Source organism: Patescibacteria group bacterium (assembly GCA_041661625.1).
In the GTDB taxonomy this organism is placed as follows: Bacteria; Patescibacteriota; Patescibacteriia; order JAHIZJ01; family JAHIZJ01; genus JBAZUB01.
This window is the reverse complement of the sequence record JBAZUB010000002.1, coordinates 57,799-74,890: the sequence shown is the minus strand read 5'-3', so window position 1 is coordinate 74,890 and position 17,092 is coordinate 57,799. Positions and strand designations below refer to the sequence as shown.

General features: G+C 49.3%; 14 protein-coding genes. 7 read left to right on the top strand and 7 right to left on the bottom strand.

The window, feature by feature from the left end:
- Positions 1–4 precede the first annotated feature (4 nt).
- The 6 genes from rpoC (at position 5) to recA (ending at position 10,145) form a co-directional block, all read left to right on the top strand.
- A complete protein-coding gene (gene rpoC, locus WC734_03890; protein ID MFA6198265.1) occupies positions 5–3,859 on the top strand; it encodes a DNA-directed RNA polymerase subunit beta' in 3,855 nt (1,284 codons plus the stop codon).
- Between the two features lie 111 nt (positions 3,860–3,970).
- Positions 3,971–4,603, top strand: a complete 633-nt coding sequence (locus WC734_03885) for a hypothetical protein (protein MFA6198264.1) — start codon at positions 3,971–3,973, stop codon at positions 4,601–4,603.
- A gap of 162 nt (positions 4,604–4,765) precedes the next feature.
- On the top strand, positions 4,766–6,973 hold the full coding sequence (locus WC734_03880; GenBank protein ID MFA6198263.1) for a DNA translocase FtsK 4TM domain-containing protein: 2,208 nt from the start codon (positions 4,766–4,768) through the stop codon (positions 6,971–6,973).
- 3 nt (positions 6,974–6,976) lie between these two features.
- Positions 6,977–7,654 carry a helix-turn-helix domain-containing protein gene (locus WC734_03875; GenBank protein ID MFA6198262.1) on the top strand — a complete coding sequence of 226 codons (678 nt, stop codon included), beginning with the start codon at positions 6,977–6,979 and terminating at the stop codon, positions 7,652–7,654.
- Positions 7,655–7,725: 71 nt separating this feature from the next.
- A complete protein-coding gene (locus tag WC734_03870) occupies positions 7,726–9,024 on the top strand; it encodes a hypothetical protein (GenBank protein ID MFA6198261.1) in 1,299 nt (432 codons plus the stop codon).
- Between the two features lie 89 nt (positions 9,025–9,113).
- Positions 9,114–10,145, top strand: coding sequence for a recombinase RecA (gene recA / locus WC734_03865; protein ID MFA6198260.1), 1,032 nt, complete (start codon positions 9,114–9,116; stop codon positions 10,143–10,145).
- A gap of 151 nt (positions 10,146–10,296) precedes the next feature.
- On the opposite strand, the gene efp is transcribed toward recA, so the two are convergent.
- From efp to rpsF, 4 genes are read right to left on the bottom strand one after another with little or no spacing between them, the layout of a single operon-like run.
- A complete protein-coding gene (efp, locus tag WC734_03860; protein MFA6198259.1) occupies positions 10,297–10,848 on the bottom strand; it encodes an elongation factor P in 552 nt (183 codons plus the stop codon).
- Positions 10,849–10,863: 15 nt separating this feature from the next.
- On the bottom strand, positions 10,864–11,076 hold the full coding sequence (rpsR, locus tag WC734_03855) for a 30S ribosomal protein S18 (protein ID MFA6198258.1): 213 nt from the start codon (positions 11,074–11,076) through the stop codon (positions 10,864–10,866).
- Between the two features lie 22 nt (positions 11,077–11,098).
- Complete coding sequence (locus tag WC734_03850) at positions 11,099–11,536, bottom strand: single-stranded DNA-binding protein (GenBank protein MFA6198257.1); 438 nt, start codon at positions 11,534–11,536, stop codon at positions 11,099–11,101.
- A 9-nt stretch (positions 11,537–11,545) separates the two neighbouring features.
- On the bottom strand, positions 11,546–12,103 hold the full coding sequence (gene rpsF / locus WC734_03845; GenBank protein MFA6198256.1) for a 30S ribosomal protein S6: 558 nt from the start codon (positions 12,101–12,103) through the stop codon (positions 11,546–11,548).
- Between the two features lie 95 nt (positions 12,104–12,198).
- Here rpsF and WC734_03840 point away from each other — a divergent pair, with 95 nt between their 5' ends.
- Entirely contained in the window at positions 12,199–13,440 is a 1,242-nt protein-coding gene (locus WC734_03840) for a methyltransferase domain-containing protein (GenBank protein ID MFA6198255.1), read from the top strand.
- Between the two features lie 360 nt (positions 13,441–13,800).
- Here WC734_03840 and WC734_03835 read toward each other — a convergent pair whose 3' ends face one another.
- The 3 genes from WC734_03835 to WC734_03825 are packed head-to-tail and all read right to left on the bottom strand — an operon-like array spanning position 13,801 to position 17,071.
- Complete coding sequence (locus WC734_03835) at positions 13,801–14,436, bottom strand: class I SAM-dependent methyltransferase (protein ID MFA6198254.1); 636 nt, start codon at positions 14,434–14,436, stop codon at positions 13,801–13,803.
- A gap of 6 nt (positions 14,437–14,442) precedes the next feature.
- Positions 14,443–15,429: a redox-regulated ATPase YchF gene (gene ychF / locus WC734_03830; GenBank protein ID MFA6198253.1), complete on the bottom strand. Its 987-nt coding sequence runs from the start codon at positions 15,427–15,429 to the stop codon at positions 14,443–14,445.
- Positions 15,320–17,071, bottom strand: a complete 1,752-nt coding sequence (locus tag WC734_03825) for a recombinase family protein (GenBank protein ID MFA6198252.1) — start codon at positions 17,069–17,071, stop codon at positions 15,320–15,322. The genes ychF and WC734_03825 overlap by 110 nt, the downstream gene beginning before the upstream one ends.
- Positions 17,072–17,092: the final 21 nt, after the last annotated feature.

Sequence of the window (17,092 nt, the reverse complement as noted above, 5' to 3'; positions counted from 1 at the left end):
CTATATGCCCCACCAAGACGAATCGAAGAGTCCGGACTTCCGGGCCATCCGGTTAAAGGTGGCTTCTCCTGACGACATCCACAAATGGTCGTACGGCGAGGTAACCAAACCGGAAACCATCAACTACCGCACTCAGAAACCGGAAAAAGACGGCTTGTTTGCCGAAGAGATTTTTGGCCCATCTAAGGATTGGGAATGTTACTGCGGCAAATACAAGCGGATTCGCTACAAGGGCATTATTTGCGACAAATGCGGCGTGGAAGTGACCCGCAGTATCGTCCGCCGTGAGCGCATGGGTCATATCGATCTGGCCGCGCCGGTTTCACACATCTGGTTTCTCCGCGGCGTGCCATCCAAGATCGGCCTAGTGCTTGATCTATCCGCCCAGGAGCTTGAGAAGGTTATCTACTTCGCCAATTTTATTATTACCAAGGTCGACGAGGACCTGCGCCAGGAAAGCCTGAAGCAAATCGACGGCGAGGGCCAATCGAAGAAAAAACAGATTGAGAATAACTTCAATCGCCTGGCCAACGAAACCCGCCAGCGCCATGCCAGCAAACCCGACGAGAAGATGCTGGCCGATGAATTGGCCGCCAATGCCAAGCTCAAAGACGAACAGATCAAGGAGTTGGACGCCTTAGTTGAATTGGCCCGCAAGGAACTGCGCAGCCTGAAACGATTGCAAATAATCTCGGAAAGCACTTATCAAGACTTATCGCTCAAGTACGGCCATGTCTTCGAGGCTAGCATCGGCGCCGAAGCGGTCCGTCACCTGCTCGACGTGATTGATATGGATGGGCTGATTTCCGAGCTCGAGACCGAGATGCGTACCGCGTCCTTAAACCGCAAACGCAAGCTGGTGCGCCGATTGAAGTTGGTGCACAATTTGAAGAAGAATAATATCCGACCGGAATGGATGATTCTGACTGCTTTACCGGTGATACCGCCTGACCTGCGACCAATGGTGCAACTGGATGGCGGACGGTTTGCGGCGTCCGATCTCAACGATCTATATCGGCGCGTAATCAATCGCAACAATCGTTTGAAGCGGCTGCTGGAATTGAATGCTCCCGAGGTCATCTGCCGCAATGAGAAACGCATGCTCCAGGAAGCCGTCGATGCTTTAATTGACAACAGCGCCCGTCATGGCAAGACTGTCACCGCCTCCACCGGCCAGAAACGCATGCTGAAATCGATTGCCGATATTCTCAAGGGCAAACAGGGCCGTTTCCGGCAAAACCTACTCGGTAAACGCGTTGACTATTCCGGTCGTTCTGTCATCGTGGTCGGTCCCCGCTTGCACCTGCATCAATGCGGCCTGCCCAAGCGCATGGCTTTGGAATTATTCAAGCCCTTCGTGATCAGCCAGTTGATTCTGCGCGAATATGTTCACAACGTCCGCTCGGCCAGCCGGTTTATCGAATCCAACCGCGCCGAGGTCTGGGATATCCTGGAAGAGATCACCAAGAATTCGAATGTGCTGCTCAATCGCGCCCCCACCTTGCACCGGCTGGGTATTCAGGCCTTTCAACCGGTCTTGATCGAAGGCAAGGCCATTCAGATTCATCCGTTGGTTTGTACCGCTTTCAACGCAGACTTTGATGGCGACCAAATGGCCGTACACGTTCCCCTGACCGTCAAGGCTAAAGAGGAAGCGGCCGAGTTAATGCGCGCCGATAAGAACCTACTCAAGCCTGCTACCGGCGAGCCAATCGTGATGCCAAACCAAGATATCGTTTTGGGCTGTTTTTATCTGACCTATATTCACGATGAGGCTAATATCGACACGACCCATATCAAGTCGTTCTGCCATTCCGACGAAGCGATACTATCTTATAGCCTCGAATACATCAAACTGCAGGAGCTGATTCGAGTCAAAATAGACAATAAGATAATCGTGACCAGCGCCGGTCGGATTATTTTCAATCAGATTCTGCCCAAGGATTTGGAGTTTGTAAACAAGACACTGGATAAAAAAGAATTGCGGATCTTGACCAGCCACATCCTGGAAGAGTTTGGATCGGACATGACTGTAAAATATCTGGACGCGGTCATGGCACTTAGCTTCAAATATGTCACCCAATCTGGTATGAGCTGGGGTATGCATGACTTGCCAATACCGAAACGTAAATATGAGATCATATCAGACGCTGAAAAAGTAGCCGACGAAATCGAATCTCATTATCAATCGGGCTTACTGACCGACGAAGAGCGTCATAATAAAATTATCGAAACCTGGGATCACGCCAAAGAGCTAGTGACCAAAGAAAGCAGCCAAGCGCTCGATCCTAAGGGTCCGGTATTTGCCATGATTGAATCCGGCGCTCGCGGCACCTGGGCCCAAGCTACCCAAATGATGGGCATGAAAGGCTTGGTCACCAACCCGGCTGGCGATATTATCGAGCTGCCGGTGAAGGGAAATTTCAAAGAAGGTTTCGACGTGCTGGAATACTTTATCTCGACACACGGCGCCCGCAAAGGCTTATCAGATACTGCCTTGAGAACCGCTAACGCCGGCTACCTGACCCGCCGCCTGGTTGATGTCTCACAGGACGTGGTGGTGGTTGAAGAAGATTGCGGCGATAACATTGGCCTCACCATTACCCAAGCGGAATGCAAGGACATGGGCGAGGAGCTGACCGACCGCATCTACGGCCGCTATACGATCTCCGATGTCAAACATCCCAAAACCGGCAAGGTGCTTATTTCCGCCGGGGCATTGGTTACCAAAGAACTAATCGGAAAACTGAAGGGGCTGGAAATCTCAGAGGTTCAAATTCGATCGGTTATGAACTGCCAGACTATTCGCGGCGTCTGCCAAAAATGCTACGGCCACGATCTGGGCTATAATAAGCCCGTAGCGATCGGCACCGCCGTTGGTATCATTGCCGCTCAAAGCATCGGTGAACCGGGCACCCAGCTGACCATGCGTACCTTCCACACTGGCGGTGTCGCTGGTCTGGATATTACCCAAGGTTTGCCCCGCGTGGAAGAATTATTTGAGGCTCGGCCAATCAAGAAACCGGCTCTGATTGCCGAAGTCGGCGGCAAAGTCAGCCTGCTTAAACAAGCCAAACAGATTACTCTCAAGCTGACCTCCAACGAACCGATCACCGAAACATATCCTTTGCCCGATGATCCCAAAACCTCGCCAGAACTAAAAGTCATGGTCAAAAACGGCCAATCGGTAAAAAAAGGCGACCTGCTTTGGGCCATGGGAAAAGACAAGGCGATTACGCATGATGATGGTATCGCCAACATAGTTGATGACGAGATCCGGGTAACCACTACCGGCCAGCAGGAACGGGAATATCCTGTACCGGTTGGCTACTCACTCTGGGTCAAAGATGATGATCTGGTCGCTAAGGGCCAGCAATTGTCCGACGGCAGCCTTGATTTGCATCAATTATACAAACTGAAGGGTAAAGAAGCGGCTCAAAAATATGTCATCCGGGAAATTAGATTCATCTACTCATCGCAGGGACAAAAATTGAACGATAAGCACGTTGAAGTAATCGTAAAGCAGATGTTTTCCCGCGTTTATATTAAAGACGCCGGCGATACCGATCTGCTGGCCGGTGAAATTGTCACTTTGAGCGAGCTGGCCGAAGCCAATCGGAAACTCAAGGTCAGCGATAAACGGGCTGTTAGCGAAGACCTGCTGCTCGGTATCACCAAGGCCTCGCTTTCGACCGACAGCTTCCTGTCTGCGGCTTCATTCCAAGAAACCGCTCGGGTGTTGATTGAAGCGGCTGTCTCTGGAAAAGTCGACCGGCTGCGCGGTTTGAAAGAAAATGTCATCATCGGTAAATTAATCCCGGCTGGAACCGCTTTCAGACAAGCTCCTAAGATAGAATAAAACTCTCTCTTCTCTCTGATAGAAACACCCCGACGAAATACGCCGGGGTGTTTTGTCTAATTGGTTATATTGTGATAATCTTTTCGTATAGAATATATATTTGATCTATACATGTCAGCACACAAAAGATTGTTGTTAGCTATCAGCATAATTGTTGTCGTAATAAGCGCTATTGCGGCCTTGGGTTGGCTTATATTCCTCAATCCGATGCGATACTACAACAAATATGCCGGTCCTTTGGGTACCACACCGACTACCGGCTGGGTAACATATCATTATCCCTCAACGGCCACGACAACATCGCCGGCTTATTTTTCGTTACAAATGCCGACCACGTGGTCGTTTAATAATGAGGCTCCTGATGGTTTTATTTCTTTTGTGTCGGGAGAAAATAAACTCTCCCTCAATGTAAGTAAGCTAGCCGATGACTCCGTCAGCAACAAACAATTCACTATAAATCCAAAACGCTTTTTAATCCGAACTACGCCAGAATTCTTTACTCCAACAACAAAACAAACTTTCACCGTTGATGAAATGGCTCGTAATAATATGTTCCTAGTACGAAGCTATCGAGACCAAAAGTTAGATATTATTACTGCTCATTTAAATAAAGATGATTCTTACTACACCGCCACCGCCCTGATCACCCAGACCAATGATCCGGGTTTGTTTTGCGGTAAAATTGAATCAACTACCTGCGAATTTCTATTAACAACCGTGTTAAGTACGATAGTTTTTGAATAGACCGCTCTGTTGTTTGACTGGTTATTGGGGTGCGTTATTCTTTAGCTGCTCACTATTCAGATTAGCTCCTATGGCGCGCTTTTTTTGCTATTCATATTATCAAATTGGGGTTTACGATTTTGCCTAAACATGGTACAATATCATACGTTACTTACCACTTTTATGGCTCAAAGATACCGTAGAAAACGCCGCTCTCAAACCGATGACGAGATCCGGGCAACGACCGGCCCGAGCGTGAGTCTGCATCCCGAAACACAGCGCGGCATCGGCATTGTCCTAGTATTTGCCTTTGCCGCTTTGGCAGTTTTTGGGTTATTTGATCGAGCTGGATCGGTCGGGCACATATTGAACACTGTATTACGTCAAATGTTTGGCTGGGGAAGGTTTGCTGTGCCAGTTCTTCTGTTCGGCTGGGGCTATGTGCTGGTTCGTCCCAAAAAATATGTCATCTCGACAGCTAATTACCTGGGAGGAATAATCTTCGTCCTATCTTTCTCGGCCTTGATGCATATTTTTATTTCCGCCGAGGATTCGCTCACCGCCATCGCGCAAGGACAGGGCGGTGGTTACCTGGGTTACATATTGAGCGCCCCATTCCGAAGTATGATGGGATTCGGCGCATCTCTAATCGTTATCCTGGCCCTGTGCCTGATTTCAGTTTTAATCATGCTAAATACCTCCCTGGAAGGCTTGCTTCGACGACGGCCGCCGGCATTGACCGATGCGCTGGCCAAAATACCTGGATTTAATCAAACTAGCGATGAGTCGACAACGGATCAAACCGAGCCGATTGACGGCGACGAATCATCCGAAGAGGATCGTCCGGCTGAGTTTGCCATCAAGCAGACACAGTATGACCCGGCCAAGCCAGGAAGTGACAATATGCCGGCGGCTGATGCCATTCCCCAGATTAAACGCCGACGCAAACCCGACTTGCCGCTTGACCTCCTGGAAACTAAGACGGCTCAGCCGACCAGTGGAGATATTAATGGCAATCTGGAAAAGATTCGAAAAACTCTCGAAAGCTTTGGTATTAACGTCGAGATGGGCGAGGTGAAAGTTGGTCCGACCGTGACTCAGTATACGCTGCGGCCGGCTGATGGCGTCAAGCTCTCATCGATTACGGGTTTAAGCAATGATCTGGCGTTAGCCTTGGCCGCGCACCCCATCAGAATCGAGGCTCCCATCCCTGGGAAGTCCCTGGTCGGGCTGGAAGTGCCTAATCAGCGCATCGCTACCGTCGGTTTGCGCGGCATATTGGAATCAGATGAGTTCAAGAAGCGCACCAGCAATCTCAGTATCGTGCTGGGTCGCGACGTGGCCGGAAATCCAATCGTCGTCCAGCTCGACAAGATGCCTCATATGCTAATCGCCGGCGCTACGGGTTCGGGTAAGAGCGTCTGCATTCACTCGGTGATTGTCAGTTTGCTCTACCAGAACAGCCCTGATACGCTGCAGTTTATTCTGGTCGACCCGAAAAAAGTTGAATTAATATCCTACAATGATGTTCCGCATTTGCTGACCCCGGTAATCACCGAGGTGGACAAAACCATCAACGCGCTCAAATGGCTGGTGGGAGAAATGGATCGTCGCTACCGGCTACTGGCCGAATCTAGCAAAAAGAATATTGCCCAATATAACAGCAGCGTGCTGGTGAACCAGCTCCCCTATATAGTGGTGATCATCGATGAATTAGCCGACTTGATGCAATTGGCCGCCCAGGACGTTGAGAGCATTATCATTCGACTGGCTCAAATGGCTCGCGCAGTAGGCATCCATTTAATTGTTTCCACGCAACGCCCATCAGTTGATGTCATTACCGGCCTGATCAAGGCTAACATTACTTCACGCATCGCTTTCAGCGTGGCATCGCTGATGGACAGCCGTACCATTCTCGACTATTCTGGCGCCGAAAAACTATTAGGTCGCGGCGATATGCTATATATCTCTTCCGAGCTATCGAAACCTCGACGTATTCAGGGCGCGCTGGTCACCGAGGAGGAAATTGAACGAGTAACAAATTATCTCAAGAAGCAATCCGAGCCAAACTATGTCAATGAGGTAACCGATAAACCCACCAGTGCCATATCCGGCAGTCTGGAATCGCTGGAAGATGACGAGCTGCTGGCCAGCGCCAAAGAAGTAATCTGGCAGGCCAATAAAGCATCGGCTTCGTTGCTGCAGCGTCGGCTGCGCATCGGCTATGCCCGAGCGGCCCGGTTGCTGGATCTTTTGGAGCAAGAAGGAATCATCGGTCCGGGCGATGGAGCCAAGCCTCGAGAGATATTAGTGCAACGCTCACTGGCTGCTGACGTCGAAACGGAATCAGCAGCCGAAGAAGGCTTAGACGCGGACGAAACTGAAACCTAGCCTATGGCTGAATTTACGGCCAAAGATATTCGTTCCATCAAGACGCTGGGTGAGCGTTTGCGTGCCATTCGGACCGAGGCAGGAATCGAGCTGGCTGATGCTTCAAGCGCCACCGGGATTCAAAAATCATATCTCGCAGCATTGGAAGAGGGCCGCTATGACCGCCTGCCCGGTGAAATGTATGCCCGTAATTTTTTAAAAAGTTACGCGGAGTATCTGGAGTTAAACCCAGCCTCCGTTTTTAGATTGTATGAAAAGGAGCGCCAAGTGGATCGATCCCAGCGTCAGCCAAGCAACACCCCTTTGTTACCGCAGCGCATTTCGGCTCACTCTTTGGCCATTACGCCAAAAATCGTACGCCGGCTAGCTATCGCGCTGGTGATCTTGGCTTGTTTTGCCTATTTAGGTTATGTCATATATAAATCAATATCGCCGCCCTTGCTGACGATCGATACACCGACCGATAATCTAATCACCACCCAGTCTGTGCTTGATATTTCGGGTCACGTCGAACCAGAATCCCAGCTGCAGATAAACGGCCGGGAGGTGGTCAGCGACCAAAACGGCGCTTTCCATGATACCGTAACTTTGCAAGAGGGATTGAATATTATCACGTTGGAAGCGGTCAAGAAGCGGAGTAAGCCCACGATTATATACCGAAAGGTGCTGTTGAACAAGTGACGCCGAATACTCAAATAGACTAACGACGTGTAGCAGGGTAACATCGAGACGAACTCTTTCCACAACTTGCTATGAAAATTTTCAGTACGATAATTCGCAATAAAGTATTTATCGCTATCCAAGCTCTGGCTGTATTTTGTGTGGTTTTTTTAGTTAACCGCCCAGTGCCGGCTATGGCTGATACGATCCCAGAAATCAACTACGCCCCCGGCACTATACAGAATGGCCAAAGCATCACGATTAATGGAAACGGGTTTGGGATAAAGGATCCGGTGGAACCCTTACGATACGACGATTTTGAATCTGGGGTATTAGGAGATAGGCTGGCAAGCCAAACCGAAGAAACAGGATGGACAACAGTGGGAGCAAATGGCGTCTACCCCCGATATTCAACTTTTCGACAACGCATCTCGGGTGAACAAGTTGCCGAACAGCGCTATGGCTTACCTCCAGACGGTTTTTATAATCAGACGATTGGTTTGACAAATATACCAATCCACCGATTCTACGCCAGCCAGTGGGTATTCCGGGACGATTATAACGGAAATGCGCTTTTAAGTGATAATGCGAAACTGTATGGAAACTTTTCACGTAACGAAGGAAATCTCTTTCCGCAATGCCGGGTGGATATTTATCCAAATGTGGGGGGTGGACATCTCTATATGTGTAATGTAGATGGTAGATGTTTGCCCCCGTATGCCCCCGATCATGGCAGTGTTGACGCATCTGCAATATTTAGTTCTGCGCTTGGACGCTGGGTTAGAATCGAAAGATATTTGGATGCCGGCTCCGTTAATGGTTACGATGCGGTAAGTTGGATCGACCAGGATTTTGAAAGAATCGCGTCAATTTCGACTTCTGTTGGACATGGTCCACTATTGATCGACAGCCAAATATTTGACGAGTATCTGTTCGGCCACTTCTTTCGCACTGATGGCGGAGCAACAATGAGGCAGTATGTCAGCGAAATGTATGTTGACTATACTCAAGCTCGGATAGAAATCGGAAACGCGTCGACCTGGGAAGCGAACACCCACCGTGAAATTCAAATCCCCCACACCACCTGGGTTGATGATCAAATCCAGTTTACGGTTAACCAAGGCACTTTCAATAATGGCGACCCGGCCTATCTCTATGTTGTTGATGCCAGTGGTGTAGTAAATACCACCGGTTATCCCATCACCTTCGCTGGCACAACCGGCTGCACTCCCAGTTGGGATTGTTCCGATTGGTCCGTTTGCGCCGATTCGGTTCAAACCCGCTCCTGCCATGATGATAACAATTGCGGTACCGACGCCGGGCGGCCGGTGGAATCAGCCGAGTGCGACAGTACGGCGCCGGGAGCGGTGGCTGATCTGGCAGTCACTTGATATACCAATTAATGGCCTGGACAGAATTGCCAAATAACCTTAAAATTAATTAGCTCGGCAGGAGATATAATAGCCAAGGAAAAACAACTATGCCAAAGAAGCCTACAGAAACCTACAACAAAATCAAATCAGCCCAATCAGCCGTTGACCAGATCAAGGAACGGTTCGGCGATGGCGCGATTATGCGCCTGGGCGAGGCAAAAAAGATGAACGTTGAGGCAATTTCATCCGGGTGTCTATCGCTCGATTTAGCTTTAGGTGTGGGCGGATTCCCGCGCGGCCGGGTCATTGAGGTTTATGGACCGGAATCGTCCGGAAAAACCACCCTGACTTTGCACGCTATCGCCGAAGCTCAGCGATTGGGGGGCGTTGCGGCATTCGTCGACGCTGAACATGCCTTAGATCCCGATTACGCCAAGCGCTTGGGTGTAAACATCGACCAACTGTTAATTTCACAACCGGACAACGGCGAACAGGCGTTGGAAATTGTCGAGACATTGGTACGCTCCAATTCGCTCGATATCATCGTGATTGATTCAGTCGCTGCGTTGACTCCAAAGGCGGAAATTGAAGGGGAGATGGGTGCTTCTCACATGGGTCTTCAGGCGCGTCTGATGAGCCAGGCATTGCGCAAGCTGGCTGGCATCATGAGCAAGTCAAATACCATCGTGATTTTCATCAATCAGATCCGGATGAAAATCGGCGTCATGTTTGGCAACCCAGAAACCACACCCGGTGGCAACGCATTGAAGTTTTACTCTTCAATCCGCGTTGAGGTTCGACGCGCCGCCCAGCTTAAGCAAAATGAAGAGGTGGTCGGAAACCGCGTCAAAGCCAAGGTGGTAAAAAACAAGGTGGCTCCGCCATTCCGTACCACCGAATTTGATATCATGTACAATGAGGGCATTTCACGATCGGGTGATATTCTCGACACCGGCATCAGACTGAATGTCATTGCCAAGAATGGTAATTCCTACGCCTTTGGTGAAACCAAGCTGGGTGTTGGCCACGAAACTGCCCGACAGACAATCAAGAATGACCCAAAGCTGATGGATGAGATCCAAAACGCGGTTATTCTAAAAGCCAAGGAAGTGCTTCCCACAACAGTGGACGTAAAATAAAGTTAGCCGTACGCAATACAACATCCGTAGGCGGCCCCGTACCAGAATCGGTAGGGGGTTTGCCCGCCTACGTGCTTGTTGTGTATCTTATTACTCAAATTTCAAAAACTCCCGTATTAGGAGCTTCTTTGTTTATTACATGTTACTTGCCCTAAGCTCTATCCAGGTATTCCCCGCGCTCGGTATTTACCCGAATCTTATCACCTTGTTTTACGAACAACGGTACGTTAACCGTGGCACCCGAAACCAACACCGCGGGCTTGGATACACTCCCCTGGGCCGTGTCACCGCGTACGCCCGGTGCTGTCTCTACCACTTCCAGCTCGACCACCTTAGGCAATTGAACCGTAACCGGCTTACCATCGAAGCTCATTACCTCAACGTCCATATTCTCACATAGAAATTGTTTGGCGTCACCCGCTGCCTCGACTGGCAAGGTAAACTGTTCATATGACTGCGTATCCATCAGATTCAAGCCAGCCTCATCGGCATAAAGATAGGTCGCCTTCGCCCGATCGAGCTGGGCCTCATCAAATTTATCACCATTCTTCAAACTTAGGTCCAATACTTGGCCAGTAATAACATTCTTAATCTTGGTGCGCAGCACTGCGCTGCCCCGGCCCATTTGGACGTGGTCGGCTTTCAGCACAACATAAGGCGCGTTATCGTATTTGAACAGCGTCCCGATTTTGATGTCGTTCATGAAAAGCATGGTAGTCTATCGGCCAACGGTAGGTAAGAGCGATACCTGGCGGGCCCGCTTGATAGCGGTAGCCAATTTGCGCTGATGTCGTGCACAAGTACCGGTGCGCTTGGTGGGCAATATCTTCGCGTAGGAAGAAATGTATCGCTGCAACGTGGTCACGTCCTTATAGTCGATCTCTTTTCGATCGAGCGCGCAAAAAGCACAGGATTTTTCTTTCTGAACCAACTCAGATTGTGAGTGTCTTGAACTAGAATGGAATGTCTTCAACGCTAATCTCCTCTTCGCTGGCCGGGGTTGTCGGTTCTTCAGCGGCTGGTACGGCCGGATGGTCGGAGCCACGATTACCGTCTTCCTTGCGGTCGAGCATTATCATATTTTCTAAAACTATTTCGGTACGATATTTTTTATTGCCGGCCTGGTCGTCCCAACTGCGGGTTTGCAAACGGCCTTCGGTATAAATACGGCTACCTTTGTGAAGATACTGCGTGCAAATGTCGGCCAGCTTTCCCCAAGCTACGATATTGTGGTATTCAACGGCCGTCTTTCGTTCGCCAGTCTGCTGGTCGCGCCAGCTGCGGTTAGTCGCCAACCCGAACGAACTGACACTCTGCCCACCTGGCGTGGTGCGAGTTTCCGGATCGCGGGTTAGGTTTCCAATCAACAGTACTTTGTTTAGGTTCATCATGTGATTGGCCTATTTATCCTTGATATTGTCGTCCAATAATTCATCCAACTTACGATCCAGCTCGTCCAGGTCAACCCGCTTTTCTTCACGGGACGGCTCGGCCGATTTGGTTGTGTTAACGGCTGGTGTTAGAGCTTCGGATTCGGTTATAAACTCGGGTTCGACTGGCTGAGCGGTCTCGACGGCAGCCGCCTTGTCGGCGTCAATCTTGGCCGTGCGCTCTTCTTGGCGAGCCGCTGCTTCCTGACGAGCCTGTTCCATCGGGACAGTTTCGGAATCGGGCAATGCATCAGTCACGAGCACGCGAATTATTTCAGGCTGCAAATTTAGCTGTTCTGTTAAGGCGGCATTGATGGGCTCAACCGTGTCATATTGAGTCAGCCAGAAATATGCGTTATTATCGCGGCCAATTTGATAAGTCAATTTTCGTTTTCCCCAAAGCTCGTCCTTCACGATTTGACCACCAAGCTTGGTAATCAATTCGGTCACCCGTCCGGTGATCTGGGGTAAATCATTTTCGGCTACTTGAGCGGAAACAAGATAGAACAGTTCGTAACGCGATGCCATGAGATTGGATACAGATAGTTTAAATAATGTTACAATAAAACGTGTCAGAAATGACCCTTTGTATTGCCAAACCACTGTATCATAATAAGACAATCATGGCAAGCCCTCAACCCGCTCAACCAAACCCGCCGTCTCAGTACCATTATTTCTTTATTTTGGGCCGAGAAATCGCTCTTTCTGCCGCCGAAATCGCGGTTTGTTTGAACGACCAAATCGATCCAAACACACCGCCGACTCTATGCGGCCAGGCGCTGGTTATTTCTGGTTCTGGAGCGATCCAGCTGGATCACCTCATGAACCGGCTGGGCGGTACGATAAAAGTGGGCCGGATTATTTTGAAAACCACCATCAAGCAATTAACCGCGACACTGGCCAAAGGGATATTCGACACTGGTTTGCTGGTTTTGTCCGATAAGGTGACGTTTGGTATTAGCGTCTATGGCGAGACAAAAGGATTCAATAGCCAAGCCGTGGTTCGATTAGGCATGGAAGTGAAGAAGGAGCTGCGCATGGCAGGTTACGCCGGCCGGTTTGCGAATCACAACGAACCAACCCTATCGTCCGTAAGCGTCACTAAGAATAATTTGGTCGAGAATGGCGGCGAGATCGTGTTAATTATCCGCGGACAAAATGTTTTGGTTGGCCGGACTGAAGCGGTCCAAGATTTTGAGGCATACGGCCGACGGGATTATGGACGGCCGGGACGCGACATGCTTCAGGGTATGCTGCCCCCCAAACTGGCCCAAATAATGATTAACCTGACACGGGCGCCCAGCATAGCTACCTTACTCGATCCATTTTGCGGGTCCGGTACGGTTTTGCAAGAAGCTTATTTGCTGGGCATAAAAAATCTGATCGGCTTTGATACCAGTTCTAAAGCCATCCAGGCCACGACCAAAAATATCCATTGGCTGCAAGAACAATCACCCAAAGATTCGGTCGGCATTCGAATAGAAATGCACGACGCCACCCAGCTGTCCGAATATGTGGCACCAAACACGATTGATGTGATTGTCACCGAACCCTATTTGGGTCCTACCCGACTATCGCATAATCGGGCCGCATTGGAAAAAGTCCGCGTGGAACTTACCGGTCTTTTTACCCGAACGCTGGAACAGTTTCAAAAAGTACTCCGGGCGGGCGGACGAATCGCCCTTGTGGTGCCATGTTGGTTTCAAAATCAAACCGTAACACGGTTGCCGTTGAACGAACCGATGCGGCGACTGGGTTTTGAGTTACTGCCATTCCCGGCTTGGGCGGGTAAGAATCCATTGCTCTATCACCGCCCCGGCCAACGAGTCGGTCGCGAGATTTATGTGATGACTCTGCACAAATAGAAAAGTCGGCGATCGGAGCACCGACTGTTGAGAATCCCGCTAGAGACGTTGCAAGGCTGGATGCGGGCCGGACAGGCGCATCCGCCTGATATTGTGTTGCACAAACTGTAGGCGGTATCCCGGTTTTCTCGCTTCCCGACCAGGATCCTTCCTGGTGCGGAATTGCCGTTGCCGTAGTCCCAATGCCCGCTGGGACTTTCGAACCGTGGTCGGTTTGAATGCCATCAGTACCCCCGTGCTACTGTGCAAACAAAACAGCGCCCCTCCTCATGAGAGCCGCCTGATTTTGAAGGTGGACATTCCGATACTGTCCATTATTAGTGTACATCAATCTGAGTGAAGTGGGCAAATTCAACCAGGTTATATGCTATGGAACGATATGTGGGGTGCTTTAGCCGACTTCATATAAATCTGATTTAGGTAGACTTTTCGGTGCGGCTGATATCGCTCCTGATAACGTAGTTCATATCCGGCTTGAGATATCAGTTCGATTAATTCCGATTCTTGATAATATTTAAAATATCGTTTCATGTTTGGCATATTGTCCCGGGTTATTTCTCCTTGAAATTCTCCTTCTATCATACCTATTAATAACACGCCGTGTATTCGCAACCAGCTTCGCGTCCGATGCAATAGAGTTATCATTTTATCGGTCGGCACATGAAGCAGCGAGGTGTATGCCCAAATGCCATCGAATTCATCATCTGGATAATCTAGTGCGGTAATATCAGACGATATCGACTCGAAGCCCAGATCTTGGGTTCTCCTCACCATTTCGGTGGATGCGTCAACGCATAGAACATCCAAACCGGCCTCACGCAAAAGTAAAGCGTCCCGCCCGGGCCCGCTACCGAGATTTAACACTCTCTTGCCTGGTAATAATTTAACGAATTCCGCAATTACAGATCGTGGGAACTTTTCCCAAAATTCAATTGTCTCCTGATCGTAGATTTCAGCGTATTTGTCATACGCTGCTATTGTGCGATTGATACCCATATGATTTCAAGCAGAAAAATGAAACTCTGTTGTATCCCCATCCTGAAACACGTATTCTTTACCTTCCATGCGCATTAGGCCTTCAGCCTTGGCGTTGGCTTCCGAGCCGGCATCGATCAAGTCCTTCCAATTGATCACTTCGGCGCGAATAAAGCCCTTTTCGAAATCAGTGTGAATCACTCCGGCGGCTTGGGGCGCTTTGTTACCTTTTGTAATAGTCCATGCACGCGACTCTTTTTCGCCGGTGGTAAAAAAAGTGATCAGACCGAGCAGATCATAGCTGGCCCTAATCAACCGATCGAGACCACTTTCCGCCCAACCTAATCCAGCCAGATATTCTTTAGCTTCCTCGAGGCTGAAGCCGGCCAGCTCGGCCTCTAATTTCACGGATATTTTTAATGTGTGGCCAACTTGCTGATAGTCGTTTTCATCAACATTAAGAACTGTCAGAATCGGCTTCATAGTCAGCAGATTGAACGGTTTCAATAATTCAATCGCGCTTTCATCCAGATCAATCGTTCCAGCGGGTTGACCTTGATCCAGCACAGCCTTAATCTTTTCTAGTACAGCCAAAAGTTTGATCGCGTCTTTGTCGCCCGAACGGGCCTTGCCGTTGGCTTGGTCTATCGCTCGGGCAACCTGCTCGAGATCGGCCATGGCTAATTCGTACAAAATCGTCTGCTGATCCGATTCGGGATCGACTTTTCCAGCCACGTGCACCACATTAGGGTCGCTAAACGAACGCACCACGTGACAGATGGCGTCTACCTGGCGGATGTTATTGAGAAATTTATTACCCAGACCCTCACCTTGAGAGGCTCCCTTCACCAGGCCGGCAATATCGGTAAATTCGATCGTTGTCGGTACCGTTTTCTTGGAATCACTAAACTTGGCCAATGCGTCTAACCGTGCGTCGGGCACGGCTACCACGCCTACGTTCGGATCGATAGTGGCAAAAGGGTAGTTTGAAGTATCGACTTGTTTTTTGGTCAGCGCCTGGAAGAGGGTGGATTTCCCGACATTTGGCAGCCCGACTATACCGACCGATAGTGTTGAATGAGACATTTTGAGTGATTGGAATATATCCGAATACTTGTAAATTCTGCTTTGTACCTACAACTCTTTCGACCGTGTTCAATATTATCGCCCTTTTTGCCTCAAAATTCAAGTCCTGTAACGTCGTTCTTGCTTTCTGGGTGAATGATACCATCTCGGTCTGATCGGGCACTTCTAGCTGTATTCTGTTGGCTTCACGGTTAGCGCCAATTATCTGTTTACCGATCTGACCGATCTTTTCCCTAATGGGAGACGTGTACTCCTTAAGCTGTTCCAGATTGAACACTCCCGCGCCGTAGGCTTTGTTATAACGCTCCTCCTGCCCCTTGAGCTTCTCAACCTGCCCTTTAAGCGAATCAACGTCAACGAATGCCGCTTGAGATTTATCCTGCCTACTCTTAAACCAGCGACTGACCTGCTGAGAAAGTAGCTCCGGCGAAGTCATTAGCTTTGTTATTTTCTGCCATACCAGATCGTCAGCTATTCTGGCATTGATGCCTTTTTCTCTACATTTATGAGGCAGTGGAAAACTGTAAACCCTGTCAGCACAACGATAGTATAGGTGCTTACCTTGCAAAGCGCCTTCTCCTGCCCGTTTTCTCCCACAAGCACACTCTATTTTACCAGACAGTAAATATTCGTTCTTCTTGTTACGCTGGCAAAAAGTATAGTTTGCTTGTAGCTGCCGCCCTACTTTCTCAAACACTTCTGCTTTTATAATTGCGGGTACAGGTATAGTAAACCATTCCTCTTTAGGCTTTTTCCGACGACTAGTTTTCTTCATCTTCTTATATTTTTCGTGCTTGAGCGGATTGTCTGGAACCACCGCGTAGGAACTCCCCCAGTGTTCCTCGCCGATATACGCACGGTGGCGTAACAGCGTGCTCAATGTGCTGGTGCTCCAAACTCCTCGTTTGCTCTTGCGCGGCTTTATTCCCATTTCCTGTAGCCTTCTGATTACCGCTCTAATGGTCAAACCTTCGTCTGCTACCCACGAAAATATCATTTTGATAACGCGCGCTTCCTCCGGGTTGATCTTATAGTAGCCGTGCCGGTCGTCTTGTTTGGGAATATAGTTATAGCCATACAGTGGCTCGCTCACCAAAATATGCCCCTCTTTGACCTTGCGAAGTTTACCGAGACGGAAACGCTCCGATATTTTCGCCCGCTCGTATTCGGCAAACAAACCCCTTACTCCGTGCAATATCTTATCTTCGTCGTTTTTGGGAGCAGTAACGGTAATGAACATTACCTCAATTCCAGCTTCCCGCAACTCATCCATTACCAGCTCCTGATATGAGTAACGACGAGCTAGACGATCGGGGTCATAAATAAGCACCGCTTCCCAAATCTTGTTCTTTACATCCTGACGAAGCTTATCAAGCGATGGCCTAGCCAGCATATCGCCGCTCCAGCCATCATCTGTGTATTCCTCGACTATCGTGTAATTATTCTTATTGGCAAACTCACGCAGTGCGGTTAACTGGTTTTGTATCGTTTGTTGTTCCTCCTGATGAGACGTTGAAACACGCGCGTACGTGGCGATCAGCTTAACTTGTTTGTCAGCAGTAGAGTTCATTTTGTGATCTTAGATTTTTCC

What these genes read in the sequence shown, in the direction of transcription:
- rpoC (MFA6198265.1), top strand. Translation starts at nt 5, where the DNA reads ATGCCCCACCAAGACGAATCGAAGAGTCCGGACTTCCGGGCCATCCGG.
- WC734_03885 (MFA6198264.1), top strand. Translation starts at nt 3,971, where the DNA reads ATGTCAGCACACAAAAGATTGTTGTTAGCTATCAGCATAATTGTTGTC.
- WC734_03880 (MFA6198263.1), top strand. Translation starts at nt 4,766, where the DNA reads ATGGCTCAAAGATACCGTAGAAAACGCCGCTCTCAAACCGATGACGAG.
- WC734_03875 (MFA6198262.1), top strand. Translation starts at nt 6,977, where the DNA reads ATGGCTGAATTTACGGCCAAAGATATTCGTTCCATCAAGACGCTGGGT.
- WC734_03870 (MFA6198261.1), top strand. Translation starts at nt 7,726, where the DNA reads ATGAAAATTTTCAGTACGATAATTCGCAATAAAGTATTTATCGCTATC.
- recA (MFA6198260.1), top strand. Translation starts at nt 9,114, where the DNA reads ATGCCAAAGAAGCCTACAGAAACCTACAACAAAATCAAATCAGCCCAA.
- efp (MFA6198259.1), bottom strand. Translation starts at nt 10,848, where the DNA reads ATGAACGACATCAAAATCGGGACGCTGTTCAAATACGATAACGCGCCT.
- WC734_03850 (MFA6198257.1), bottom strand. Translation starts at nt 11,536, where the DNA reads ATGATGAACCTAAACAAAGTACTGTTGATTGGAAACCTAACCCGCGAT.
- rpsF (MFA6198256.1), bottom strand. Translation starts at nt 12,103, where the DNA reads ATGGCATCGCGTTACGAACTGTTCTATCTTGTTTCCGCTCAAGTAGCC.
- WC734_03840 (MFA6198255.1), top strand. Translation starts at nt 12,199, where the DNA reads ATGGCAAGCCCTCAACCCGCTCAACCAAACCCGCCGTCTCAGTACCAT.
- WC734_03835 (MFA6198254.1), bottom strand. Translation starts at nt 14,436, where the DNA reads ATGGGTATCAATCGCACAATAGCAGCGTATGACAAATACGCTGAAATC.
- WC734_03825 (MFA6198252.1), bottom strand. Translation starts at nt 17,071, where the DNA reads ATGAACTCTACTGCTGACAAACAAGTTAAGCTGATCGCCACGTACGCG.